Origin of the sequence: Streptomyces sp. NRRL WC-3742, assembly GCF_000720635.1 — a bacterium.
Taxonomy (GTDB): domain Bacteria; phylum Actinomycetota; class Actinomycetes; order Streptomycetales; family Streptomycetaceae; genus Kitasatospora.
On the sequence record NZ_JOCF01000038.1, the window covers coordinates 31,285 to 54,157 of the forward strand.

The 22,873-nt window shown below is 71.3% G+C and carries 19 protein-coding genes and 4 tRNA genes; 10 read left to right on the forward strand and 13 right to left on the reverse strand.

The annotated features are described in order from the left end of the window. Positions 1–141: 141 nt before the first annotated feature. Positions 142–2,124, forward strand: a complete 1,983-nt coding sequence (locus IH61_RS0121700) for a serine hydrolase domain-containing protein (RefSeq protein ID WP_051837643.1) — start codon at positions 142–144, stop codon at positions 2,122–2,124. Between the two features lie 110 nt (positions 2,125–2,234). On the opposite strand, the gene IH61_RS0121705 is transcribed toward IH61_RS0121700, so the two are convergent. Beyond that, complete coding sequence (locus IH61_RS0121705) at positions 2,235–2,435, reverse strand: DUF397 domain-containing protein (RefSeq protein ID WP_031072289.1); 201 nt, start codon at positions 2,433–2,435, stop codon at positions 2,235–2,237. Beyond that, a complete protein-coding gene (locus tag IH61_RS0121710) occupies positions 2,432–3,271 on the reverse strand; it encodes a helix-turn-helix domain-containing protein (RefSeq protein WP_158845158.1) in 840 nt (279 codons plus the stop codon). Before IH61_RS0121710 ends, IH61_RS0121705 begins: the two co-directional genes overlap by 4 nt. Before the next feature lie 322 nt (positions 3,272–3,593). On the opposite strand from IH61_RS0121710, the gene IH61_RS47080 reads away from it, so the two are divergent. Continuing rightward, complete coding sequence (locus tag IH61_RS47080; protein WP_158845163.1) at positions 3,594–3,749, forward strand: hypothetical protein; 156 nt, start codon at positions 3,594–3,596, stop codon at positions 3,747–3,749. Positions 3,750–3,826: 77 nt separating this feature from the next. On the opposite strand, the gene IH61_RS0121720 is transcribed toward IH61_RS47080, so the two are convergent. Next, a complete protein-coding gene (locus IH61_RS0121720) occupies positions 3,827–4,429 on the reverse strand; it encodes a GNAT family N-acetyltransferase (RefSeq protein WP_031072293.1) in 603 nt (200 codons plus the stop codon). Between the two features lie 138 nt (positions 4,430–4,567). Next, the gene (locus tag IH61_RS0121725) at positions 4,568–5,851 is read right to left on the reverse strand and encodes an adenylosuccinate synthase (protein ID WP_031072295.1); all 1,284 of its coding nucleotides are present in this window, start codon (positions 5,849–5,851) and stop codon (positions 4,568–4,570) included. Between the two features lie 126 nt (positions 5,852–5,977). Between IH61_RS0121725 and IH61_RS0121730 the strand changes: the two genes are divergently transcribed. From IH61_RS0121730 to purM, 3 genes are all read left to right on the forward strand, one after another. Next, positions 5,978–6,811: a hypothetical protein gene (locus tag IH61_RS0121730; protein WP_031072297.1), complete on the forward strand. Its 834-nt coding sequence runs from the start codon at positions 5,978–5,980 to the stop codon at positions 6,809–6,811. A 323-nt stretch (positions 6,812–7,134) separates the two neighbouring features. After that, positions 7,135–8,718 (forward strand): amidophosphoribosyltransferase, encoded by a 1,584-nt coding sequence (gene purF, locus IH61_RS0121735; RefSeq protein WP_031072299.1) that lies wholly within the window; start codon positions 7,135–7,137, stop codon positions 8,716–8,718. Between the two features lie 84 nt (positions 8,719–8,802). After that, positions 8,803–9,888, forward strand: coding sequence for a phosphoribosylformylglycinamidine cyclo-ligase (gene purM / locus IH61_RS0121740; RefSeq protein ID WP_031072300.1), 1,086 nt, complete (start codon positions 8,803–8,805; stop codon positions 9,886–9,888). A 142-nt stretch (positions 9,889–10,030) separates the two neighbouring features. Here the strand turns inward: purM and IH61_RS0121745 are convergent, their stop codons facing one another. Together IH61_RS0121745 and IH61_RS0121750 are read right to left on the reverse strand one after the other, a co-directional pair. Then, positions 10,031–10,288, reverse strand: coding sequence for a DUF3073 domain-containing protein (locus IH61_RS0121745; RefSeq protein ID WP_031072302.1), 258 nt, complete (start codon positions 10,286–10,288; stop codon positions 10,031–10,033). Between the two features lie 387 nt (positions 10,289–10,675). Further along, positions 10,676–11,830, reverse strand: a complete 1,155-nt coding sequence (locus IH61_RS0121750; RefSeq protein WP_051837648.1) for a Glu/Leu/Phe/Val dehydrogenase dimerization domain-containing protein — start codon at positions 11,828–11,830, stop codon at positions 10,676–10,678. 200 nt (positions 11,831–12,030) lie between these two features. On the opposite strand from IH61_RS0121750, the gene IH61_RS0121755 reads away from it, so the two are divergent. Together IH61_RS0121755 and bldC are read left to right on the forward strand one after the other, a co-directional pair. After that, on the forward strand, positions 12,031–12,972 hold the full coding sequence (locus tag IH61_RS0121755) for a hypothetical protein (RefSeq protein ID WP_031072307.1): 942 nt from the start codon (positions 12,031–12,033) through the stop codon (positions 12,970–12,972). 487 nt (positions 12,973–13,459) lie between these two features. Further along, entirely contained in the window at positions 13,460–13,666 is a 207-nt protein-coding gene (gene bldC / locus IH61_RS0121760; protein ID WP_014137253.1) for a developmental transcriptional regulator BldC, read from the forward strand. Between the two features lie 356 nt (positions 13,667–14,022). On the opposite strand, the gene IH61_RS0121765 is transcribed toward bldC, so the two are convergent. Both IH61_RS0121765 and hrpA read right to left on the reverse strand, forming a co-directional pair. Further along, positions 14,023–14,096: transfer RNA gene (locus IH61_RS0121765), tRNA-Asp, on the reverse strand. A 106-nt stretch (positions 14,097–14,202) separates the two neighbouring features. Continuing rightward, positions 14,203–18,195: an ATP-dependent RNA helicase HrpA gene (gene hrpA, locus IH61_RS0121770; RefSeq protein ID WP_078911293.1), complete on the reverse strand. Its 3,993-nt coding sequence runs from the start codon at positions 18,193–18,195 to the stop codon at positions 14,203–14,205. A gap of 155 nt (positions 18,196–18,350) precedes the next feature. Between hrpA and IH61_RS0121775 the strand changes: the two genes are divergently transcribed. Together IH61_RS0121775 and IH61_RS0121780 are read left to right on the forward strand one after the other, a co-directional pair. Further along, the gene (locus IH61_RS0121775) at positions 18,351–18,872 is read left to right on the forward strand and encodes a SigE family RNA polymerase sigma factor (RefSeq protein WP_031072317.1); all 522 of its coding nucleotides are present in this window, start codon (positions 18,351–18,353) and stop codon (positions 18,870–18,872) included. Continuing rightward, positions 18,869–19,804: a hypothetical protein gene (locus IH61_RS0121780; RefSeq protein ID WP_031072319.1), complete on the forward strand. Its 936-nt coding sequence runs from the start codon at positions 18,869–18,871 to the stop codon at positions 19,802–19,804. Before IH61_RS0121775 ends, IH61_RS0121780 begins: the two co-directional genes overlap by 4 nt. Positions 19,805–19,819: 15 nt before the next feature. Here the strand turns inward: IH61_RS0121780 and IH61_RS0121785 are convergent, their stop codons facing one another. Together IH61_RS0121785 and IH61_RS0121790 are read right to left on the reverse strand one after the other, a co-directional pair. Beyond that, complete coding sequence (locus IH61_RS0121785) at positions 19,820–20,251, reverse strand: nuclear transport factor 2 family protein (protein WP_031072321.1); 432 nt, start codon at positions 20,249–20,251, stop codon at positions 19,820–19,822. 110 nt (positions 20,252–20,361) lie between these two features. Next, on the reverse strand, positions 20,362–21,282 hold the full coding sequence (locus IH61_RS0121790; protein WP_031072324.1) for a zinc-binding dehydrogenase: 921 nt from the start codon (positions 21,280–21,282) through the stop codon (positions 20,362–20,364). Positions 21,283–21,419: 137 nt separating this feature from the next. On the opposite strand from IH61_RS0121790, the gene IH61_RS0121795 reads away from it, so the two are divergent. Continuing rightward, on the forward strand, positions 21,420–22,382 hold the full coding sequence (locus IH61_RS0121795) for a LysR family transcriptional regulator (RefSeq protein WP_324607612.1): 963 nt from the start codon (positions 21,420–21,422) through the stop codon (positions 22,380–22,382). A gap of 96 nt (positions 22,383–22,478) precedes the next feature. Here IH61_RS0121795 and IH61_RS0121800 read toward each other — a convergent pair. From IH61_RS0121800 to IH61_RS0121810, 3 genes are all read right to left on the reverse strand, one after another. Then, positions 22,479–22,552 (reverse strand) — tRNA-Phe (locus IH61_RS0121800). 27 nt (positions 22,553–22,579) lie between these two features. Continuing rightward, a tRNA-Asp gene (locus tag IH61_RS0121805) sits at positions 22,580–22,653 on the reverse strand. A 59-nt stretch (positions 22,654–22,712) separates the two neighbouring features. Beyond that, positions 22,713–22,785 (reverse strand) — tRNA-Glu (locus tag IH61_RS0121810). Between the last annotated feature and the right edge of the window lie 88 nt (positions 22,786–22,873).

The following is a 22,873-nucleotide window of genomic DNA, read 5'->3' on the forward strand; positions in this document are numbered from 1 at the left end:
GTACCTGGGTACACCATCCAATCCACGTCCAGAGTCCCTGTCTACGAACAGTTCCCGTCCGTAGCGTTTCCGGTGTCGGGAAGCGGCCCGCGGCACAGCGCCGGTGCTTCCACAACCACCTTGCTACGAACGGGAGTTCCGATGAAGAAGTACGTCCGGCTGCTGCTCGTCCTGGCCGCGATCGGCCTCTTCCTCTACGGCCTCACCCCGGCCCGCGCCGAGGCGGCCACGACCGGCACCCCCGCCCCGTCCCCCTCCGAGGTCAAGCGGCTGCTCGACGAGACCGTCCCGAAGCTGCTGGCCGAGCACCATGTCCCCGGCGCCACGGTGACGGTGGTCGGCGGGGGCCGGGAGCTGTACTCCGCGGGCTACGGCGTCTCGGACGTGCCGGCCGGCAGGCCGGTGGACCCGGCGAGGACGGCCTTCTTCATGGGCTCCGACGCCAAGCTGTTCACCGCGATCGCCGTCCTCCAGCAGGTCCACGCCGGAAAGCTGGACCTGAACACCGACGTCAACCGCTACCTGACCGCCTTCAGGATCAGGGACACCTACCCGGGCCACCCCGTCACCGTCGAGAACCTCCTCACCCACACCGGCGGCTTCGACGACACCTTCATGGGCCTGGCCCAGGCCCGCCCCGAGCAGGTCGGCGCCCTCGGCGCCACCCTCGCCGCCCACCAGCCGGAGCGGGTGCGCGCCCCGGGCACCGCCGCCGCGTACGACAACTACGGCGTCGCGCTGGCCGGTTACCTGGTCGAGGTGGTCTCCGGCCAGCCGTACGACCAGTACCTGAGCGAGCACGTGCTGCGCCCGCTCGGCATGGACCGCACCAGCTTCGCCCAGCCCCACCCCGCCCCGATCGACGCCGAACTCGCCCACGGCTACCGCCCCGAGGGCTCCGGCCAGACCGAGACCGAGGGCCTCTACGGCCCGCTGACCCCCACCGGCGCCGCCGCCGTCACCACCGCCTCCGACATGTCCAGGCTGCTGCTCGCCCTGCTCCAGGGCGGCTCCGTCGACGGCCGGCAGATCCTCGACCCGGCCACCACCGCCCGGCTGCTCGACCGCCACTACGGCCCCGACCCCCGCCTGCCCGGCATGGCGTACCTGCTGGAGCAGCGCGACCGCAACGGCCTGCGCCTCCTGGTCAAGGACGGCGACGTGCCCGGCTTCCACACCAACGTGGCGCTGCTGCCCGGACAGGGCGTCGGCCTCTACGTGAGCGTCAACGGCGACGGCGAGGACTCCACCGGCGGCTGGACCACCCAGCAGGTCCTCAACGCCTTCCTCGACCGCTTCTACCCGGCTCCGCCCGCCCCGGCCGCGCCGGCCCTCACCTCCGGCCTGGACGCCTACACCGGCGACTACCGCTCCACCCGGACCAGCCAGTCCACGCTGACCAGGGCCTCCGCCCTGATGGGCTCCCTGCACGTCACCGCCGATGGCGGCCGGCTGACGGTCTCCGGCCCGCTCTCCCGCGACCCGCAGGTCACCGAGACGCACTGGCAGCAGATCGAGCCGGGCCTGTTCCAGGAGGTCGGCGGCGGCTCCCGGATCGCCTTCCGGAGGGACGCGGGCGGCAAGGTGGTCTCCCTGCTCAGCGACGCCGACCCGACCGTCGCCTACGAGCTGCTCGCCTGGTACCAGGCCCCGGGCCTGCACCAGGTCGTGATGGTCGTCAGCCTGGCCGTCCTCGTGCTGAGCCTGATCGGCTGGGCGGTGGCCGCGGCCGTGCGACTGCTGCGCCGCCGGGGCCGGACCACTGGGGACACCGCCCGGCCCGCCGCCCCGACCGCCGTGCGGCTGCTCGGCTGGGTGACCGCCCTGCTGCTGACCGCCGCCACCTGCGGATTCGCGATGCTGACGGCCGATCCCAACGCGCTCAACCAGACGCTGTTCCTGGGCGATTCGCCGCTGCTGACCGTCGTGCCGGTGCTGATCCTCACCGCCCTGGCCCTGGCCGTCCCGATGACGGTCTGCACGGTGCTGGCCTGGGTCAAGGGCTGGTGGGGCGTGCTCGGCCGGGTGCACTACACCGGGGTGACGCTGTCGGCGCTGTTCTTCCTGCTGCTGGCCGGGGCGTACGACCTGGCCAACACCGGGGCGCTGGACCTGATCGGCTGAGGGGGCCGGTCAGCGAGGGGGAGAAGGGGAGGGGACGGCTGCGGGGCCCGGGGACACGATCCCGGGCCCCGCAGCCGTTCGCGCAGTGATCCCCTCCGGCCGCCGCGGCTTCACGGCTGGCCGAAGTCCCCGTAGCGGTCGAACTCGCCGGCCTTCACCCCGCGGACGAAGGCGGCCCACTTGCGCGGCGTCGTCCGCACCACGACCTCGGGCCAGTCCGACTCGCGGATCTCCACCACCCCGCCCATCGCCCTGACTTCGACGCATTCGCCCTGCTCGCCGCTGGTCGACGCCTTTCTCCACGTGCTCATGAGAAGTCTTTCGCTAAGGCCCGGATGAAGTCCCGGGACTCCTCCGCGCCGATCGCGATCGCTGTGGCCTCCTCCTTGATCCGGCGGTAGGTGGCCAGTTCGGCCTCGGCGTGGACGAACTTCGGCCCGTTGGAGAGGTCGATCTGGACGGTGTCGAGCTCCGGCACCGGCCCTCGGGCGAGGTAGAGACTGCTCTCGTTGGAACCCCGGTAGTTGGGGACGCTGAACGGGATCACCCGGATGTCCAGCCCCGGCTGCTCCGACTTCTCCAGCAGCGCGATCAGCTGCTCCCGCTGCACCTCCGGCCCGCCGAACTGCATGCGCAGCGAGGACTCGTGGAGGATCGCGCAGTACGGCTTCGGGTGGTCGACGAAGATCCGCTGGCGCCGGAGCCGGAACTCCGCCCGCACCGGCGCGTCCTGCCGCATCTGCGGGGGCAGGCGCTCGAACACCGCCGCGGCGTAGGCCGGGGTCTGCAACAGGCCGGGGATGAAGGTGGTGTTGAGGATGGACAGCGACTCGGCGTGGTGCTCCATCTCCGCGATGTCGACGATGGCGCTCGGCATCCGGCCGCGGAAGCCGTCCCACCAGTACTTGCGCCGGTCCTGCGTCATGGCGAGCAGGGCGTCGAGGTACGGCCCGTCCGGGCAGTCGCAGGTACGGGCCCAGATGCGCAGCCGCTCGGCGCTGATGCCGGACTTGCCGTTCTCCATCTGGGAGATCTTGGGCAGGTCGGTTCCGAGCGTGGCGGCCAGGTTCTTGGGCGTCACGCCCACGCGGTCGCGCATCTTGCGCAGTTCGATCCCGAGGCGCTGCTGGCGCACGGTGGGCGACAAGCGGGGTGGCATTGTCTCTACTCTCCGGATCGCGGGCTTCGGTCGATGCTTCCGGTGAAGTGTGCCGCGCGTAACCGGACGTAGCTACTGAAATGGGGGATACCCCACGATGGAGTGAACGTCCACGGCCTCGGTAGCAAGTCTTGCACCTCGACTCTAGGGTCTTCCGTGTCACTCGCTGACTTGTTGTCGGCTGAACAGTCCACAATCCAGCCGTAGAACACACCGGTTGCATGGCCCAGTGCGCCCGACATCAACGACCGGAGACGCCCGTGCCCCTTTCTCCCACTCCCCGCCCCCACCTGGGCAGTCGATCACCCTGGTGAATGCCCTCCTGGTCGGCGGACTGTCCGCCCTGCTGCTCGCCGTGCTTTTCGTCGGCTGGCTGGTCTGGTTGGTGAACTGCCAGCCGCGCGAACGCCGTTCCCCCAATTCCGAGTTCCCCGTCCGTCATTCCCGGCCCGCCGAGCGCAAATGACCCCACGCCCCGCTCGGGGCATTTCGCGTTTGCGGAAGAGGAGGGCCGTCCGGTCCCCCCTTCCGTGCGGCCCGGTCTCAGCCGCGCGAAAGGCGTTCGGTGAGACGGGACTTGGCCTCGGGCCACTCGTCGGCGAGCATCGCGAAGTAGGCGGTGTCGCGCCAGGTGCCGGTGGGGCGCAGACGGTTGCGGCGCTGGACTCCCTCGAACTCGGCGCCGAGGCGCTGGATGGCGTTGCGGGAGCGTTCGTTGAGGGCGTCGGTCTTCCAGTAGACCCGGCCCATGCCCAGTTCCTCGAAGGCGTGGGTGAGCAGCAGCAGCTTGGCCTCGGTGTTGACCGCCGTGCGCCAGACCGAGCGGGCGTACAGGGTGGCGCCGATCTCCAGGTACTCGTCCTGCGCGCTGAAGTCGTGGTAGCCGGTCATGCCGACGGCCCGGCCGCTCGCGAGGTCGACGGCGGTGAAGTGGACCGACGTGCCCGTGGCCGCCTCCGCGATCCTCGTGTCGAGGATCCGGCCCAGCTCCTCCTCCGAGGCGGGCGGGAGGTCCATGGTCCAGCGCCAGACCTCGGGGTCGGAGCCGACGGTGGCCCAGAGGTCGGCGAGGTGGCGGCGCTCCAGCGGCTCCAGGCGGATGTGGCGGCCGGTGAGGGTGACGGGGGCGGGAAGCTTCGCGGTCATGGTGCGAACATAAACGCGTTTTGCACTAGAGGCAAGAGGTCTCTGCCTTAGTGCAAAGATCGGAAGGTGGGCAGAACGAAGGCCCGGCGGGAGGTTCCCGCCGGGCCTTCGTCTCAACTACTCGATTCAACTACTCGATCAGATGAACGAGTTGATCTGGATCGTCTCGTCACGGCCGGGGCCGACACCGATCGCCGAGATCGGGGCGCCGGACATCTCCTCCAGCGCCTTCACGTACGCCTGGGCGTTCTTCGGCAGGTCGGCGAAGGTCTTCGCCTTGCTGATGTCCTCGGTCCAGCCGGGCAGCGTCTCGTAGATCGGCTTGGCGTGGTGGAAGTCGGACTGGTTGTACGGGAGTTCCTCGACGCGCTTGCCGTCGATCTCGTACGCGACGCAGACCGGGATCTGCTCCCAGCCGGTGAGCACGTCGAGCTTGGTGAGGAAGAAGTCCGTCAGGCCGTTGACGCGGGTCGCGTAGCGCGCGATCACGGCGTCGAACCAGCCGCAGCGGCGGTCGCGACCGGTGGTCACACCGCGCTCGCCGCCGATGCGGCGCAGGGCCTCGCCGTCCTCGTCGAGCAGCTCGGTCGGGAACGGGCCCGAGCCGACGCGGGTGGTGTACGCCTTGAGGATGCCGATGACCCGGTCGATCTTGGTCGGGCCGATGCCGGCACCGGTGCAGGCGCCGCCCGAGGTCGGGTTCGAGGAGGTCACGAAGGGGTACGTGCCGTGGTCGACGTCGAGCAGGGTGCCCTGGCCGCCCTCCAGCAGGACGACCTTGTTCGCCTTGAGCGCCTCGTCCAGGACGAGGGTGGTGTCGGCGAGGAAGGGGCGGATCTTCTCCGCGTAGCCCAGGTACTCCTCGACCACCAGGTCGGCCGGCATCGCGCGGCGGTTGTACAGCTTGACCAGGATCTGGTTCTTGTCGTGCAGCGCCGCCTCGATCTTCTGGCGCAGGATCGACTCGTCGAACAGGTCCTGGACCCGGATGCCGATGCGGTTGATCTTGTCCGCGTAGGCGGGGCCGATACCGCGGCCGGTGGTGCCGATCTTGCGCTTGCCGAGGAAGCGCTCGGTCACCTTGTCGATGGTGCGGTGGTACGGGGTGATCAGGTGGGCGTTGCCCGAGATCAGCAGCTTCGAGGTGTCGATGCCGCGCTCGTTCAGGCCGGCCAGCTCGGAGAGCAGCACGCCCGGGTCGATCACGACGCCGTTGCCGATGACCGGCGTGACGTTCGGGCTGAGGATGCCGGAGGGGAGCAGGTGCAGGGCGTACTTCTGGTCGCCGATGACCACCGTGTGACCGGCGTTGTTGCCGCCCTGGTAGCGGACGACGTAGTCGACGGAGCCGCCGAGGAGGTCGGTGGCCTTCCCCTTGCCCTCGTCCCCCCACTGAGCGCCAACGAGCACGAGTGCCGGCACAGGCGTACACCCCTTCCGGTTGGGGCATCCTGCGTAGGCCGCAGTCTGCCCCGAGATAGACGAAGCCCCTGGCGCAGTAGCGCAAGGGGCTCTTGCACCGAGAGATTACCTGAGGAAGGACCGGTCGTGTCGTCCCAGTCCACGCCCGTGAACGGCGGCCCCGAGCCGATCCTGCTGCTCCTCGACCCGGTGGCCCGGCAGGTGGACGGTGAGTCGGTGCGGATCGCGAAGGACGTGCTCTGCGGAGGCGCGGACGTCAAGGTGGCCCATCCGGAGACCCCGTCCGAACTCGACCGGCTGCTTTCGCACCGGGGTCGGAGACGACCGGTGGTGATCGGTTCCGACCTCGCGCTCCAGCGGGTGCTGCAAGCCCTGTACCGCCAGCGTGAGCTGGGCGCCGATCCGGTGGGCATGGTTCCGGTCGGCCGCGCCGAGGAGGTGGCGGCGGCCCGCGCGCTGGGCGTGCCGGTGGAGCCGGTGCGGGCCGCGCGGGCGGTGCTGTCCGGCATGGCGCGCAGGCTGGACCTGCTGGTGGACGACGGCGGCGGAGTGGCCCTGGGTGGGGTGCGGATCATCGGGGGCGGCGCCCGGCGTCCGGTGGGCCGAACAGGTGGCTGGCGTTCGCTATGGGCGAAATTGGCTGCGGCCGAGCAGGCGAACGCACTCACCACCGAAGCCGTGGTGGACCACAGCCCCCGCGTCCGGGTCGAGGCGGACGGGCGGCTGCTGGCCGACGTCCACCGCCCGGTCCGACTGGTCGAGCTCACCCTGCCGGCGGACGGTGTCCTGGAGGTGGTGGTCCGCGCCCCCGGTGCGGAGGTGCGCGCCAGGGCGGCCAGTGTCTCGGTGGTCGGCCGGGGCTTCGGCTACGAGGCGGACGGCCACCCCGTCGGCCCGGTCCGCGCCCGGACGTGGACGGCCCACCCCGGAGCCTGGGACCTGCTGCTCCCCGCCGCCTGAAGGGGCACCCTGAACGGCCGTCCGATCGGTCCCCTTTTCGGCCCCCTGATCGCCCCCGCGCTCCGGCGGGCCCCCGTATGACGCCGAGGTGAACCCCGGGTGAGCAGGCTCACTTTCGCGCCCGCCCCGCCGGCCCCCGTCGCGCGTCCCCGAATCCCCAACGGGCGCGAACCACAAGGCCAACCGCCCTCCGCCGGAATTCCCCCCACCCGAATTCCCCGCCCCGTAAGGGGTTTTGTCTACGCGCGTCGCCAGTCCCCGGCCCGCTGATCAGGGCATCCCGCGTTCCGGAAGCCCTGGTCAACTGCCCTAGACTCGAAGGCGTGCCACGTGGTGACGGAAGACTCAACCACGATCTTCTTCCCGGCGAGAAAGGCCCCCAGGACGCTTGCGGCGTCTTCGGTGTCTGGGCTCCCGGCGAGGAGGTCGCCAAGCTCACGTTCTTCGGCCTTTACGCCCTGCAGCACCGCGGTCAGGAATCCGCGGGCATCGCAGTGAGCAACGGCTCCCAGATTCTCGTCTTCAAGGACATGGGGCTCGTCTCCCAGGTCTTCGACGAGGCTTCCCTGGGGTCGTTGCACGGGCATATCGCCGTCGGACACGCCCGCTACTCGACCACCGGGTCCTCGGTCTGGGAGAACGCCCAGCCGACCTTCCGCGCGACCGTTCACGGTTCGCTGGCCCTCGGGCACAACGGAAACCTGGTGAACACCGCCGAACTGGCGGCCATGGTCGCCGACCTGCCCGGTGAGGAGCACATCTCGCGCTCCGGCCGGACGGCCGCGACCAACGACACCGACCTGGTGACCGCCCTCCTGGCCGGCCACCCGGACCTCTCCATCGAGGAGACGGCCAAGGTCGTCCTGCCCAAGGTCAAGGGCGCCTTCTCGCTCGTCTTCATGGACGAGCACACGCTCTACGCCGCCCGCGACCCGCAGGGCATCCGCCCGCTGGTCCTCGGCCGGCTGGAGCGCGGCTGGGTGGTCGCCTCCGAGACGGCGGCGCTGGACATCTGCGGCGCCTCCTTCATCCGCGAGGTCGAGCCCGGCGAGCTCATCGCCATCGACGAGAACGGCATGCGCAGCAGCCGCTTCGCCGAGGCCAAGCCCAAGGGCTGCGTCTTCGAGTACGTCTACCTGGCCCGCCCCGACACCTCCATCGCCGGCCGCAACGTGCACCTCTCCCGCGTGGAGATGGGCCGCCGCCTGGCGAAGGAGGCCCCCGTCGAGGCCGACCTGGTGATAGCGACGCCCGAGTCCGGCACCCCCGCCGCGATCGGGTACGCCGAGGCCAGCGGCATCCCGTACGGCTCCGGCCTGGTGAAGAACGCCTACGTGGGCCGCACCTTCATCCAGCCCAGCCAGACCATCCGCCAGCTCGGCATCCGCCTCAAGCTCAACCCGCTGCGCGAGGTCATCGCCGGCAAGCGCCTGGTGGTCGTCGACGACTCGATCGTCCGCGGCAACACCCAGCGCGCGCTGGTGAAGATGCTGCGCGAGGCGGGCGCCGCCGAGGTGCACATCCGCATCTCCTCGCCGCCGGTGAAGTGGCCCTGCTTCTTCGGCATCGACTTCGCCACCCGCGCGGAGCTGATCGCCAACGGCATGACCATCGAGGAGATCGGCCGCACCCTCGGCGCGGACTCGCTCTCCTACATCTCGATCGACGGCATGATCGAGGCCACCAAGCAACCCAAGGACAAGCTCTGCCGGGCCTGCTTCGACGGCGAGTACCCGATGGAGCTGCCGGACCCGGCGCTGCTCGGCAAGCTCCTGCTGGAGGCCGAGATCAAGGGCGGCCAGCAGCAGCCCGCCGTCCGCGGCAAGCCGACCAGCGGCAGCGACCTGGACGGCGTCCAGTCGCTGTTCGGCGGGGCGGGCGCGGCCGACGCGCTGCGCCGCCCGTAAGAACGCACGGTGGGGTCCCGCGAACCGGGGCCCCACCGCTGTTTCGAGAACCACCCCCCACCTGACCCGAAAGGGCCGCACGCAGTGACCAGCAACCAGAACGGCGCCACCTACGCCGCCGCCGGTGTCGACATCGAGGCGGGCGACCGCGCCGTCGAGCTCATGAAGCAGTGGGTGAAGAAGGCCAACCGCCCCGAGGTGGTCGGCGGTCTCGGCGGCTTCGCCGGCCTCTTCGACGTCTCCGCCTTCAAGGACTACGAGCGTCCGCTGCTGGCCTCGGCCACCGACGGCGTGGGGACGAAGGTCGCCATCGCCGCGGCCATGGACAAGCACGACACCATCGGCCACGACCTGGTCGGCATGGTTGTGGACGACATCGTGGTCTGCGGCGCGGAGCCGCTGTTCATGACCGACTACATCTGTGTCGGCAAGGTCGTCCCGGAGCGCGTCGCCTCGATCGTCAAGGGCATCGCCGAGGGCTGCGCCCTGGCCGGCTGCGCCCTGGTCGGCGGCGAGACCGCCGAGCACCCGGGCCTGCTCGGGCCGGACGAGTACGACGTCGCGGGCGCCGGCACCGGCGTGGTCGAGGCCGACGCGCTGCTGGGCGCCGAGCGCGTGCGCGCGGGCGACGTGGTGATCGCCATGGCCGCCTCCGGTCTGCACTCCAACGGCTACTCGCTGGTCCGCCACGTGCTGCTGAACGAGGCCGGCTGGAAGCTGGACCGCAGGGTCGAGGAGTTCGGCCGCACCCTCGGCGAGGAGCTGCTGGAGCCGACCCGGATCTACTCGCTGGACTGCCTGGCCCTGATCCGCGCCACCGAGGTGCACGCCTTCTCGCACGTCACCGGCGGCGGCCTGGCGGCCAACCTGGCCCGGGTCATCCCGCAGGGCCTGCACGCCCGCCTGGACCGCGGCACCTGGACCCCGCTGCCCGTCTTCCGCACCGTCGCCGAGGTCGGCCAGGTGGCCACCCTGGAGATCGAGAAGACGCTGAACATGGGCGTCGGCATGGTCGCCGTCGTCCCGCCGCACTCGGTGGACGCGGTGCTGTCGATCCTCGAGGACCGCGGCGTCGAGTCCTGGCTGCTGGGCGACATCGTCGAGCGCACCGACGAGCACGACGGCGGCGCGGCCCTGTACAACGCCTACGAGGGCTTCGCGACCCGCTGACCCGTCCGGTGACGTACGGAGAGGGCCCCCGCGGCACGCGCCGCGGGGGCCCTCTCCGTACGTTCAGGAGCCCGGTCGTGCGGGAACGCCGAAGACCGGCCCGGCGCCCAGGGCGCCCGGACCGGTCCGGCGAAGCTACGGGTTACGAGCGGCTGCGGGCCTGCGAGGGCCCGGTGCCCGGCTCGGTGTCGTCCTCGTCGTCGAGGTCGGCGTAGCGGGCGGCGTACTCCGCGTACGGGTCGTCGTCCTCCTCCTCCTCGATCGGCTCCGGCTCGATCGAAGCGGTGGACGGCGATACGCCCAGCTCGTTGGACAGACGGTTAGCGTCGAACCCGCCGCTGTTGTACTTCAGCTCGCGGGCGACCTTCGTCTGCTTGGCCTTGGCCCGGCCGCGCCCCATGGGTCGACCCCCTCAACGATGGGGCTCACGGCCCCGAGTCTGACACGTGTTCATGTTCAGGACCGGCCGCGCCCGAATGGGAGGACCGTCCCTTGGAGCATTAACGGTACCCGTTTCCGCCGCTGGACGGTACGTCGTCAGTGTGACGTGGCGCGCACCGACCGCATCCGTGGCCAGGTCTTCCCAGGTCAGAGGAGGTTTTGCGGCGGTTTGCACGCTGTTCGGTGGTGGCTCGGGTCCGTCGTTCCGAGAACGATTATCCCCCCTAGGGGGACGTGGGATCACCCGTTCGGGCGGAGAAGTGAGAATCCGGTTCCACATCGTGATGCGCGGGGGGCGGGTGGGGGTCGCCCGACGGGGGCCCCCCGCGCAGCGCGGGGTTCGGGATCAGGCGCGGCGGGCGGCCGGCAGCAGGACGGTGCGCAGGGCGCTGATCTCGCGCATCCGCTTCTCCGCCAGGCGGTCGGCGGCGACGGCCGGGGGGACGCCGTCGGAGGCGGCGCGGGTGAAGATCTCGAGGGTGGTGTCGAAGATCTTCGTGGCCTTGTTCTTGGCCCGCTCGAAGTTGAAGCCGTCGATCTCGTCGGCGACCTGGATCACGCCGCCGGAGTTCACCAGGTAGTCCGGGGCGTAGAGGATGCCGCGGTCGGCGAGGTCCTTCTCGACGCCCGGGTGGGCCAGCTGGTTGTTGGCCGCGCCGCAGACCACGGAGGTGCCGAACTCGCCCAGGGCCGCGACGACGTCGTCGGTCAGCGCGCCGCCGAGGGCGCAGGGGGCGTAGACGTCCAGCTTGGCCTGGAGCAGGGCGGTGGTGTCGGCGACGACCTCCACCTCCGGGTGGGCGGCGCGCACGCGGTTGACGGCGGCCTCGAAGGGGTCGGTGACGACGACGGTGGCGCCGTCCGCGACCAGGTGGCCGACGAGGTAGTGGCCGACCTTGCCGACGCCCGCGACGCCGACGCGCTTGCCGCGCAGGGTCGGCTGGCCCCAGCGGGCCTGGGCGGAGGCGCGCATGCCCTGGAAGACGCCGAAGGCGGTCAGGATGGACGAGTCGCCGGCGCCGCCGTGCTCGGGCGAACGGCCCGTCACGAACGAGGTCTCGCGGGCGAGAACGTCCATGTCCTGCACGTAGGTGCCCACGTCGCAGGCGGTGATGTAGCGGCCGCGCAGGGACTCCACGAAGCGGCCGTACGCGCGGAGCATCGCCTCGTTCTTGTCCTTGTTGGGGTCGCCGATGATGACGGCCTTGCCGCCGCCGAGGTCGAGCCCGGCGAGCGCGTTCTTGTAGGACATGCCGCGCGAGAGGTTGAGCGCATCCTCCAGGGCCGCCTCCTCGGAGGCGTACGGGAAGAAGCGGGTGCCGCCGAGGGCGGGGCCGAGCGCGGTGGAGTGGATGGCGATGATCGCCTTCAGACCGGAGCTGCGGTCGTGGCAGAGGACGACCTGCTCGTGGCCGTCGCCGGCGCCGTCCTGCTCCGTGCGGAAGATCCTGCTGAGCACGCCGGGTGCGGGGTGCGTTGCCGGGGTCTGTACGTCGGTCACTGTGGTGACTCCAGTATCGAAAGGCCCGCTGCTGTGGTGCGGGCGCCCTACGGCGAAGAGTAGTCGCGCGCGGGCGGCCGATCCCCGGTTCCGTCCGAGGTGGGGGCGGTTGTCCGAGGGATGAGACGTGAGGGGGTGCGGAGTGTGGGCGCGAACGGTTCGGGTCCGCGCCCTCCCGGGCGTCGGTGGTGCGTGCGACCATGCAGGACGTGACCGTCGTGCGCACGTCCGTACAGCCGCCCTACGCCGCCCACCTGCGGGTGTACGAGCCGCTGGCGGCCTATCCGGAGCCCGAGCGCGGGCACTGGCAGGCGTACGCGGCCGAGCACGGGCCGGACGCGACGGGGGCCGGGCAGCCGGTGGCCGGGGCGGTGCTGGAGGAGCAGCGGGAGGCGCTCGCGGAGCTGGCCTCGCGCACGCCGAGGGCGCTGCCGGAGCGGGAGAGCGAGCGGGCGTTCCTGCGGGTGCTGGACGGCGTCCTCTACGTCTGCCCGTGGGCGACGCGGCTGCGCAGCTGGCAGGCGCTGGAGGGCCTGCGGGAGGCGGCGCCGGTGGCGTTGCTGGAGACGGCCCTGCCGGCGGCGGTGCGGGAGGCGGCCGAGGCGGACCGGGAGCGCTGGAAGGCCGAGCACCCGGACGCGCGGCCGTGGATCCTCACCAGCCGGTGGGAGGTCCCGGTGCGGTGGTTCCTGCCCTTCGGGGACGAGGACCGCTGCTTCCTGCCGCCAGAACCGCCGGAGCCGCCGGAGCAGCAGGAGCAGCAGGATGTGGTGAAGGGGGCGGACGGGCGGGTGCGGGCGGCGGCGCTGTACTACCTGGTGCCGATGGCGCAGGCGCGCCGCCGGGTGGCGCGGGCGTACCGGGCGCTGCGCGAGTGGGTGCCGGAGGGGGAGCTGGCGCGGGGGGCCGAGCGGACCGGGCGGTGGCTGGAGGAGTTCCACCCGCGCTCGCTGGTGGAGTTGGACTACGGGGGCCTGGTGCACCTGCTGGGGCCCGAGCGGTTGTCGGCGGACCGGTCGGCGGGGGAACTGGAGGAGGGGCTGAGGGCGCTGCGGGCGGGGAACCCGGCGGAGGCGCTGCGGGTGTACGGGGAACTGACGGTGCGCTGGCGCGGGGTGCTGGCGCTCAGACACGCGAACTGACGTCCGAGCAGCCGTGTTTGACTGTAAGGGCCCTACGTCCTCGGGAACCGATGACCAAGGTCCCGGTTCGGGTCAATACCTGTCGAACGTGACACTACTCACCGTTGACGCGAACTAACCCCTATGTGCAAAAATGGGACAACCAGCCCAACTTCACGTGAGCGTGCCCACTTTTGGGTGGTTCTGGAGTCGATGCGTGCTTTGCGGGGAAACGGAGGGTCTGGTCCCACCGTAACCGGTCGTCATCACCGAGTGACTGTCCGTTATGGGGTGGTCCATCGCCATCCGTCGGCCTTGAACCCGTGAGGGGTCAATTTTGGCGGTTTGGTCGATAGGGCTGGACGGATGGTGTAGTTGTAGACACCAGGACAAGCCGTTCGTCCTATAACCGACTCGGCCCGTCTATGCCATTTCGGGCATCGCGGGCCAAGGTGCAGAATTTGAAGGATAGAACCGCCCTGGTTCGGTTCTCCCGAGGAGGCCGCTCATGACCGCTCGTACCCCTGATGCTGAGCCCCTGCTGACGCCGGCAGAGGTTGCCACCATGTTCCGCGTTGACCCGAAGACGGTCACCCGCTGGGCCAAGGCGGGCAAGCTGACGTCGATCCGCACGCTCGGTGGTCACCGCCGTTACCGCGAGGCGGAGGTGCGTGCTCTGCTGGCCGGGATTCCCGCCCAGCGCACCGAGGCATAGCCGCTGCCAGCGGCCTAAGGCTCTTTAAAGGGGCCGCTTACCGGACTCCGCCGGGTCCGGTAAGCGGCCCCTTTGTCGTACCCGGCGCCGGTGTCCCAGGTGACGGAATGTTGAACTCCGGATAACGATTCGATGCGCGTGATGCGGGGGGGATTTACAGTGAATATCAGTGCAATTTTACATATTAAATTAACGGCGCCTCGGATGGGGCGGAGGACGCCCGTTCTCCGGAGGGGTCGGGTGACGACCGTCACGCGCACCGTGTCTTGTGGTCTAGACCTAGTCCGGGGTACAAGCCGGAGTGTCAAAAAGCCGGAGGCCCGGAACCTGACGGTTCCGGGCCTCCGGCACTACGGCGATCCTGACGGGACTTGAACCCGCGACCTCCACCTTGACAGGGTGGCGAGCTAACCAACTGCTCCACAGGACCAGAGTGTTCTGATCTCGTTCACTCGCTTGCCGCGCTGCGAACAAGACAGATCGTAGCCCATGGTGGGCCTCCAGGTCGAACTGGCCCCTGGAGGCCCACCCGCAGCTCAGAGCGCTGCCCGGGCAGCCTCCATCGCCTTCATGATCCGCTTCTCCGAGACCGGGCTCGGCGTCCCCAGTCCCTGGGCGAAGAAGCTGACCCGCAGCTCCTCGATCATCCAGCGGATCGCCCGCACCTCCTCGGAGGGCTGCCGGCCCGCCGGCACGGCCGCCAGCAGCTCCCCGTACGCCTGCTGCACCTGCTGCACCTTCAGCAGCTGCTGGGCGTCGCGCTGCGGGTGGTTGGGCAGCGCCTCCAGGCGGCGGTCCACCGCCAGCAGGTAGCGCTTGAGGTCCGGCAGCCGCTGCCAGGTGGTGGCCGTCACGAAGCCGGGGTGCACCAGGGAGGCCAGGTGCAGCCGGACGTCGTTCACCGCGTTCAGCAGCACCGGGCTGCTCACCGACTTCAGCCGGGTCGACGCCTTGTGGAAGGCGATCAGCGCCGTCGCCGTCTTCAGGGTGGTGTCGGCGGACAGGTCGTACAGGTCCGCGCGCACCTTGTCGTGGAGCTTGTCGAAGGCCGCCTCGTCCCAGGCCGGGCCGCCGGCCAGGGCCGTCAGCCGGTCCGTCGCGGCGGCGACCACGTCCTCGAACAGGGCAGCGATCGAGCCGTGGGGGCTGTGCGAGAGCGCCAGCTTGGCCTGGTTGCCCAGGCGGCCCTGGATGGACTTCGCGGGGGAGGTGGTGGTCAGCATCAGCAGCCGCCGGGTGCCCTCCCACATCGCCTGCTGCTGCGCCTCCGGGGTGTCGAACAGCTTCACGCCCACCGAGGCGCCCTCGTCCACCAGTGCCGGGTAGGCGCGCAGCGAGTGGCCCTTGGAGCGCTGCTCGAAGGTGCGCTGCAGCACCGGCAGCGAGGCCGGCCAGGCCGTCAGCCCGCTCTGCTCGATGCCCCGGCCCGAAGCGGCCGAGGAGAGCGTCTCCTTGAGCTTGGGCTTGAGCCTGAGCCGCAGCTCCTCCAGGTCCTTGGACTCGGCGAGCCTGCGCTTGCCGTCCACCACCCGGAAGGTCACCTTGAGGTGGTCCGGCACCCGGGAGTCGTCCCAGGCGTCCGGGGGCACGGTGATCGCCGTCAGGCGCTTCAGGGCGTGCTCCAGGGCCGGGAGCAGCGGCTCCTGGCGGTCCTTCACCGCGCGCAGCGCCGCCTTGGCGAAGTCCGGCGCGGGGACGAAGTTGCGCCGGATCGCCTTCGGCAGCGACTTGATGTAGGCGGTGACCAGTTCCTCCCGCAGGCCCGGGATCTGCCAGTCGAAGCCCTCCGCGGTGACCTGGTTGAGCACCGGCAGCGGGATGTGGACGGTCACGCCGTCCGCGTCGCTGCCCGGCTCGAACTGGTACGTCAGCTGGAAGCGCAGCTTGCCCTGCTGCCAGTGGTCCGGGTAGTCGGCCTCGGTGACGCCGCCGGCGGCGTCGTTGATCAGCATCGACTTCTCGAAGTTCAGCAGGTCCGGCTGGTCGTGCCGGGCCTTCTTCCACCAGGAGTCGAAGTGCCGGGTGGAGACGACGTCCTCGGGCAGCCGGGCGTCGTAGAAGTCGAAGAGGGTCTGGTCGTCCACCATGATGTCGCGGCGGCGGGCCCGGTTCTCCAGCTCCTCGACCTCGCCGAGCAGCTTGCGGTTCTCCGCGAAGAAGCGGTGGTGGGTCTCCCAGTCGCCCTCGACCAGGGCGTTGCGGATGAACAGCTCGCGGCACAGCTCCGCGTCGATCCTGCCGTAGTTGACCTTGCGCTGGGCGACGACCGGCATCCCGTACAGGGTGACCTTCTCGTACGCCAGGACGGCGCCGGCCTTCTTCTCCCAGTGCGGCTCGCTGTAGCTGCGCTTGATCAGGTGGCCGGCGAGCGGCTCGACCCACTCCGGCTCGATCTTGGCGTTGATCCGCGCCCAGAGGCGGGAGGTCTCCACCAGCTCGGCGGACATCACCCAGCGCGGGGGCTTCTTGAACAGGCCCGAGCCCGGGAACACCGCGAAGCGGGCGCCGCGGGCGCCGCCGTACTCGCGCTTCTCCACGTCGTACAGGCCGATGTGGGAGAGCAGGCCGGCCAGCAGCGACTGGTGGATGCGGTCCGCGTCCGGCTCGGCGTCGGGGTGGGGCTCCTCGATGGTGACGCCCAACTGCTTCGCCACCGTACGGAGTTGGGTGTAGATGTCCTGCCACTCCCGTATCCGGAGGTAGTTCAGGAACTCCGACTTGCACATCCGGCGGAACGCGGAGGAGGACAACTCCCGCTGCTGCTCGCGCACGTAGCGCCACATCGAGAGGAAGGAGAGGAAGTCCGAGGTCTCCGAGTTGAAGCGGCGGTGCCGCTCGTCGGCGGCCTGGCGCTTCTCCGCCGGGCGCTCGCGCGGGTCCTGGATGGAGAGCGCGGCGGCGATCACCATCACGTCGCGCACGCAGCCGTTCCTGTCGGCCTCCAGCACCATGCGGGCCATCCGCGGGTCCACCGGGAGCTGGGCCAGCTTGCGGCCCAGGGTGGTGAGGCGCTTGCGCGGGTCCTTCTCCTCCGGGTCGAGGGCGCCCAGTTCGTGCAGCAGGTGGACGCCGTCCTTGATGTTGCGCGAGTCCGGCGGGTCCAGGAACGGGAAGGCGGCGATGTCGCCGAGGCCCGCCGCCGTCATCTGCAGGATCACCGAGGCCAGGTTGGTGCGCAGGATCTCGGCGTCGGTGAACTCGGGGCGGGAGAGGAAGTCCTCCTCCGAGTACAGCCGGATGCAGATGCCGTCCGAGGTGCGGCCGCAGCGGCCCTTGCGCTGGTTGGCGCTGGCCTGGCTGATCGCCTCGATCGGCAGCCGCTGCACCTTGGTGCGGTGGCTGTAGCGGGAGATGCGGGCCGTGCCCGGGTCGATCACGTACTTGATGCCGGGGACGGTCAGCGAGGTCTCGGCCACGTTGGTGGCCAGGACGATCCGGCGGCTGGTGGAGCGCTGGAACACCCGGTGCTGCTCGGCGGAGCTGAGGCGGGCGTACAGGGGGAGGATCTCGGTGTTCCTCAGCTTCAGCTTGGTGAGGGCGTCGGCGGTGTCGCGGATCTCCCGCTCGCCGGAGAGGAAGACCAGGATGTCGCCCGGGCCCTCGGCCTGGAGCTCCTCGGCGGCCTCGCAGATCGCCTGCACCTGGTCGCGGTCGCGGTCCGCGTCGTCGGATTCGTCCTCGTCGTTCTCCTCGACGATCGGGCGGTAGCGGACCTCCACCGGGTAGGTGCGGCCGGAGACCTCGACGATCGGGGCGTCGCCGAAGTGGCGGGCGAAGCGCTCCGGGTCGATGGTCGCGGAGGTGATCACGACCTTGAGGTCGGGGCGGCGGGGGAGCAGCTGCTTGAGGTAGCCGAGCAGGAAGTCGATGTTGAGGCTGCGCTCGTGCGCCTCGTCGATGATCAGGGTGTCGTACTGGTGAAGATCGCGGTCCGTCTGGATCTCCGCCAGCAGGATGCCGTCCGTCATCAGCTTGACCAGCGTCTGCGGGCCGACCTGGTCGGTGAACCGGACCTTCCAGCCGACCGCCTCGCCCAGCGGGGTGTTCAGCTCCTCCGCGACGCGGTCGGCCACCGTACGGGCCGCGATCCGGCGCGGCTGGGTGTGGCCCACCAGGCCGCGCACGCCGCGGCCAAGCTCCAGACAGATCTTCGGGATCTGCGTCGTCTTGCCGGAACCGGTCTCGCCCGCGACGATCACCACCTGGTGGTCGCGGATCGCCGCCAGGATCTCGTCCTTCTTCTGGCTGACCGGAAGCTCGGCGGGATAGCTGATCCTCGGCACGGCGCCGCGGCGCTGCTCCAGCAGCAGCTCGGCGCGGTCGATCTCGCCGGCGATCTCGTCGGCGATCTTCTGCCGGGCCTCCGGCTTGCGGACCCGGCGGGCCCCCTCCAGCCGGCGCCCGATCCGCACCTGGTCGCGCAGGGTCAGTTCGGGCAGACGGGCGGCCAGCTCACCGATGCCGGGCCCGGCGGTCTGCACGGTGTCGGCGGAGGTGGACTGGGCTGCGGGAGAACTCACTGCGGGCATCCCTCTAGGTTCGCAAGGAGGCACGGTGGCGCGCACCTCGGTTTTCGAGCCCCTCCAGTGTCACAGCCTCCGCCGGGCTCCCGCGAACAGCGCCCGTCCGCCGGGATGCAACGGTTCGCGGGGCGGACGGGATCGGAGGGGGTGAGGAGGTGCCCATGGAAGCCCAGAAGAGCGCACGGGACGAGGAGTTCCGGGCGTTCGCCGGCGGGGTGTGGAGCAGGCTGTACCGATCGGCCTATCTGCTCGCGGGGGAACGCCACGGGGCGGAGGACCTGGTCCAGCAGGCGATGGAGCGGGCGTACGTCGCCTGGGGAAGGGTCCGGGCGGCCGACGATCCGTACGCGTACGTGTGCCGCATCCTGATCAACGAGCACGCCAGACGGTTCCGGCGGCGCCGGCCCCCCGAACAGCTGGTCACCGACGTCCCCGACCGGCCCGCGCCGGCCGGGCCGGACACCGAGGACCGGGCCGCGCTGCTCGCCGCCCTCGGCACGCTGCCGCCCGGGCAGCGGCAGGCCGTGGTGCTGCGGTACTGGGAGGACCTCTCCGAGACCCAGACCGCGGCGGCCATGGGCTGCTCGGTCGGCACGGTGAAGAGCCAGGCCGCGCGCGGGCTGGCCAAGCTGCGGGGGGTCTCCTCGCTCAGTGGACTGACCAACGTCGGAGGTGGGAGATGAACGAGGAGTCCGTGTTCGGAGCCGGGAAGCCCGAGGGGGCTTCGGAGGCATCCGCGGCCGCCGAGGCTTCGGCCCGGCTGGGGGAGCTGGCCGGCAGCGTGGAGATCGGGCCGGTGCCGTACGACCGGCTGGTCGCCGGGGGCCGGCGGCGGCTGCTGCGCCGTCGCCTGGTGACCGCCGGGGCGGCCGCGGCGCTGGTGGCGGCGGTCGGCGGGGGGGTGGTGTTCGCGACCGGACGGGGGTCGGGCGCGGACGTCACCGTGGCCGCCGCGCCGACCACGGTTGCCGCACCCGTCACGCCCGGCTCCGTGCCCAGCGCCACGCCCACGCCCGCACGGGACCCGTACACCCCGATCCGGGTGAAGCTCGGCGAGGGCACCCGGGACGGCCACACCTGGCAGGCGTGGGCCGCGCTGTGGCCCGCCGCCCCCACCAAGGAGGCCGCCCACCGGCAGGCGCAGCTGATCTTCGAGGACCGGCACGCGGCCATCCCGCAGCTGCCGCCGCTCACCGAGGCCCAGATCGACCGCTCCTGGCGGCCCGACATGGACCAGGTGAACCACTACCTCACCGTGGACGGCAAGCGGCAGGTGGACGACTCCACGCACCCGGTCCCCGCCCCCGGCACCCCCGGCGCCCGCGACGGCTCCAGCAGCCCCACCGACGTCGGCGGATCGATGCTCGGCTTCAAGGGCGGGGAGATGGGCGACTCGCCGGTGGTCGTCGCCGGGGTCAAGCCCAAGGTCGCCAGGATCGTCGTCACCTGGCGCACCGGGGGCGCCACCGAGGCGGTGCCCGTCGCCGTCGCGGACTCCGGCACCCGGTGGTTCGCCATCGCCAAGAAGCCCGGCTCGGACGCGGAGACCTTCACCTACTACGGTGCGGACGGCGCGGTGCTGGGCACCGACACCGGGTGGTTCCGCAGCTCCTGACCCCTCTGGTCGCGGTCAGGCGTCGGGGCCCTCGGGCCGCGGGCCCGCGAACAGGGTGCGCTCGGCGTGCTGGGTGTCCAGGTACTCGCGGACGGCGGTGATCACCCCGCCCCGGACGGTGAAGATGCCCAGGCAGGCGTTGTCGTAGCGGTGGCCGTGCAGGGTGGTGCCCTTCGCGGTCCACTCGGCGACGACCTGCTCGCCGTCGGCGATCACGTTGGTCAGCTCGATCTCGACCGTGGTGCCGGGGGCGAGGAGGGTGGCGCCCGAGCCGAGGAAGTCGTTGACGACGGCGTCGCGGCCGCGCCACACGCCGGTCATCGGGAGGTCCCCGGGGTAGGTCCAGGTCACGTCCTCGGCGAAGCTGGCGAGGATGGTCGGCAGGTCGCCCTCGGCGACGGCGTTGACGTAGTCGGCGACGACGGTGCGGGGGTCACGGGTGGTCATCTCGGGCTCCTCGAGCGTGAGTTCGGTGGGTCGGGTCGGGTCGGGTCGGTTCGGGAGGGTTCGGTTCTGGAGGGTTCGGTGCGGGAGGGTTCGGTTCAGGAGGGTTCGGTTCAGGAGAGGGTGAGGACGGCGTTGCCGCGGACGCGGCGCTCGCGCAGGTCCTCGAGGACCTCGGCCGTGCGGCTCCAGTCCTCCACCCGGCCGATCTCCGGGTGCAGCCGGCCCTCGGCGACCAGCCGGACCAGGGTCTCCAGGTCGGCGGCGTACGGCTGGTCGGAGTCGGCGTAGCTGAAGTGCCGTACGGTCGCGGAGGCCGGGCCGGCGAAGAAGGCGAAGAAGTCCAGCTCCACGGGCTTCCGGCTGGCCTGGCCGAACCAGATCAGCTCGCCGCGCGGCGCCAGCCGGGCGAGGGCGAGCGGGAGGTTCGCGCCGCCGGTCGACTCCAGCACCAGGTCGAAGGGGCCCTCGGCCTCCTCGACCCGCCGGACGACCGAGGCCGCCCCGAGCTCCGCCAGCCGCTCGCCGCGCTCCGTCGAGGAGCTCACCGCCGTCACCAGGGCCCCTGCGGCGGCGGCGAGTTCCACGAGGTAGTGGCCGACGCCGCCGGAGGCCCCGGTCAGCAGGACGCGCTTGCCGGTGACGCTGCCCGCCGCGCGCAGCAGGCGCAGGGCGGTGATCCCCGCCAGCGGCAGGGCGGCGGCCTGGGCCGCCGTGACCCGCTCGGGCAGCCGGGCCAGCGAACCGGTCGGCACGGCGACGTACTCGGCCCAGCCCGCGGCCGGCGGGTGGGCGACCACCCGCCGGCCGACCGCGGGCCCCGACCCGTCGGCGGCCGCCTGGACGACCAGGCCCGCGACGTCCTTGCCCGGCCGCCAGCCGGGAGGCGGGCTCTCCAGCTGGAAGGTCTCGCCCCGGTTCACGGAGTACGCGTCGACCTTGACCAGGGCTTCGTCCGCCCTCGGCTCGGGCACCTCCACCTCGGCGAACTCCACCGTCCGGTCGGACCGTCCGGTCGCCACAAACGCCTTCATCTCCACGGCCCTTCGCTCGTTCCCCGCCGGTCCCCTTCCGGCCGGGCATCAGCAAACCCCCGGGGCCGGGGCGGCGGCCAACAACCGGACACCGCTTTCGACAGCCGTCGGTTGTCAGCTGTCGGCTGTCAGGGATGATGGCTCCCGTGGACCTCGACCTCGCCCAGGTGCGCGCCTTCGTGGCGGCCGCCGAGCACCTGCACTTCCGCCGGGCGGCGGAGTCGCTCTCGCTCACCCAGCAGGGCCTGTCCAAGCGCGTCGCCCGGCTGGAGGAGGCCCTCGGCACCCGGCTCCTCGACCGCGACCGCAGCGGCGTCCGGCTCACGCCCGCCGGAGCCCGGTTCCTCACCCCCGCCCGCGCCGCGCTCGACGCGGGGGCGGCGGCGGTGGAGGCGGTGCGCCAGGGCGGGCGTCCGACCAGGCTCGACGTGTGGGGGCACCTGTACGCGCCGCTGCGTACCGTGCGCGAAGCCCTGGACGCCGCCGCCGGTCTGCACGTCGAGGTCGGGCCCGGACGCGACCTGCCGGGCGTGGCGGCGGCCCTGGCCCGCGGGGAGGTCGGCGCCGGATTCGGCCGGTTCCACACCTTCGGTGAGAGCCTCGACGAGGGCCTCGCCCACCGCCTCGTCCGGCTGGAACCGGTGGACGCGGTGATCGCCTCCGACCACCCGCTGGCGGCCGAGCCCGAACTGCGGCCCGCCCGGCTCTCGGCCCTGCGGCTGATCCTCCCCGCGGCGGCCGGACGGCTGGACTTCCTGGGCCGCTTCGCCGAGCAGTTCGACGTCCCCGTCCTCCCGGGCGAGGCCAACCTCGGGCTGGACCACCTCCTCGACCAGGTCCGCACCACCCCCGACGGCTTCACCCTGCTGCCCTCGGAGCTGCCCCTGGCCCCCGGCCGGGGCCTCACCGTCGTCCCCCTGACCGACCCGACCCCGCTCTACGCCTGGTCCCTCGTCTGGCGCCGCGACCGCCCCGACCCCGCCGTCCCCGCCCTCCTCCACGCCTTCGCCACCACCGGCCGCACCCGCCGCTGGCTCGAATACGACCCCGCCCGCGACTGGCTCCCCGAAGCCGACGCCACCGAAGCCCTCGCCGGGTGAGAACCAGGCGGGAACGGGACTGAGAACCAGGCTGAGAACGAGGCCGGGAACGGCGAAAGGCCCCGGAGAGTGATCTCTCCGGGGCCTTCCTCACTGTGGCCAGGGCCGGGGTCGAACCGGCGACCTTCCGCTTTTCAGGCGGACGCTCGTACCAACTGAGCTACCTGGCCGTACTGCACCGTCTCCTGAGAGACGAGCGATCCCGACGGGACTTGAACCCGCGACCTCCACCTTGACAGGGTGGCGAGCTAACCAACTGCTCCACGGGACCTTGAAGTGGTGGGAACCACTCAGGTCTTGCGGCACTGCACTTTTTCATACGGTACTACGTGCCCCCAACGGGATTCGAACCCGTGCTACCGCCTTGAAAGGGCGGCGTCCTGGGCCACTAGACGATGAGGGCTTGCGGCCGTTCCTTGTGCCGTTTCCGGCGTTCGGGGACGTCGAGAAGCATATGGGATGCCGGGCGGATCGCCAAAACGGGTTTCGGC

Excerpts from the sequence above, each read along its gene's own strand:
- IH61_RS0121700 (WP_051837643.1), top strand. The coding sequence starts at position 142 with ATGAAGAAGTACGTCCGGCTGCTGCTCGTCCTGGCCGCGATCGGCCTC.
- IH61_RS0121705 (WP_031072289.1), bottom strand. The coding sequence starts at position 2,435 with ATGAGCACGTGGAGAAAGGCGTCGACCAGCGGCGAGCAGGGCGAATGC.
- IH61_RS0121720 (WP_031072293.1), bottom strand. The coding sequence starts at position 4,429 with ATGACCGCGAAGCTTCCCGCCCCCGTCACCCTCACCGGCCGCCACATC.
- IH61_RS0121745 (WP_031072302.1), bottom strand. The coding sequence starts at position 10,288 with ATGGGGCGCGGCCGGGCCAAGGCCAAGCAGACGAAGGTCGCCCGCGAG.
- IH61_RS0121755 (WP_031072307.1), top strand. The coding sequence starts at position 12,031 with ATGCAGGACGTGACCGTCGTGCGCACGTCCGTACAGCCGCCCTACGCC.
- bldC (WP_014137253.1), top strand. The coding sequence starts at position 13,460 with ATGACCGCTCGTACCCCTGATGCTGAGCCCCTGCTGACGCCGGCAGAG.
- hrpA (WP_078911293.1), bottom strand. The coding sequence starts at position 18,195 with ATGCCCGCAGTGAGTTCTCCCGCAGCCCAGTCCACCTCCGCCGACACC.
- IH61_RS0121775 (WP_031072317.1), top strand. The coding sequence starts at position 18,351 with ATGGAAGCCCAGAAGAGCGCACGGGACGAGGAGTTCCGGGCGTTCGCC.
- IH61_RS0121780 (WP_031072319.1), top strand. The coding sequence starts at position 18,869 with ATGAACGAGGAGTCCGTGTTCGGAGCCGGGAAGCCCGAGGGGGCTTCG.
- IH61_RS0121785 (WP_031072321.1), bottom strand. The coding sequence starts at position 20,251 with ATGACCACCCGTGACCCCCGCACCGTCGTCGCCGACTACGTCAACGCC.
- IH61_RS0121790 (WP_031072324.1), bottom strand. The coding sequence starts at position 21,282 with ATGAAGGCGTTTGTGGCGACCGGACGGTCCGACCGGACGGTGGAGTTC.
- IH61_RS0121795 (WP_324607612.1), top strand. The coding sequence starts at position 21,420 with ATGGCTCCCGTGGACCTCGACCTCGCCCAGGTGCGCGCCTTCGTGGCG.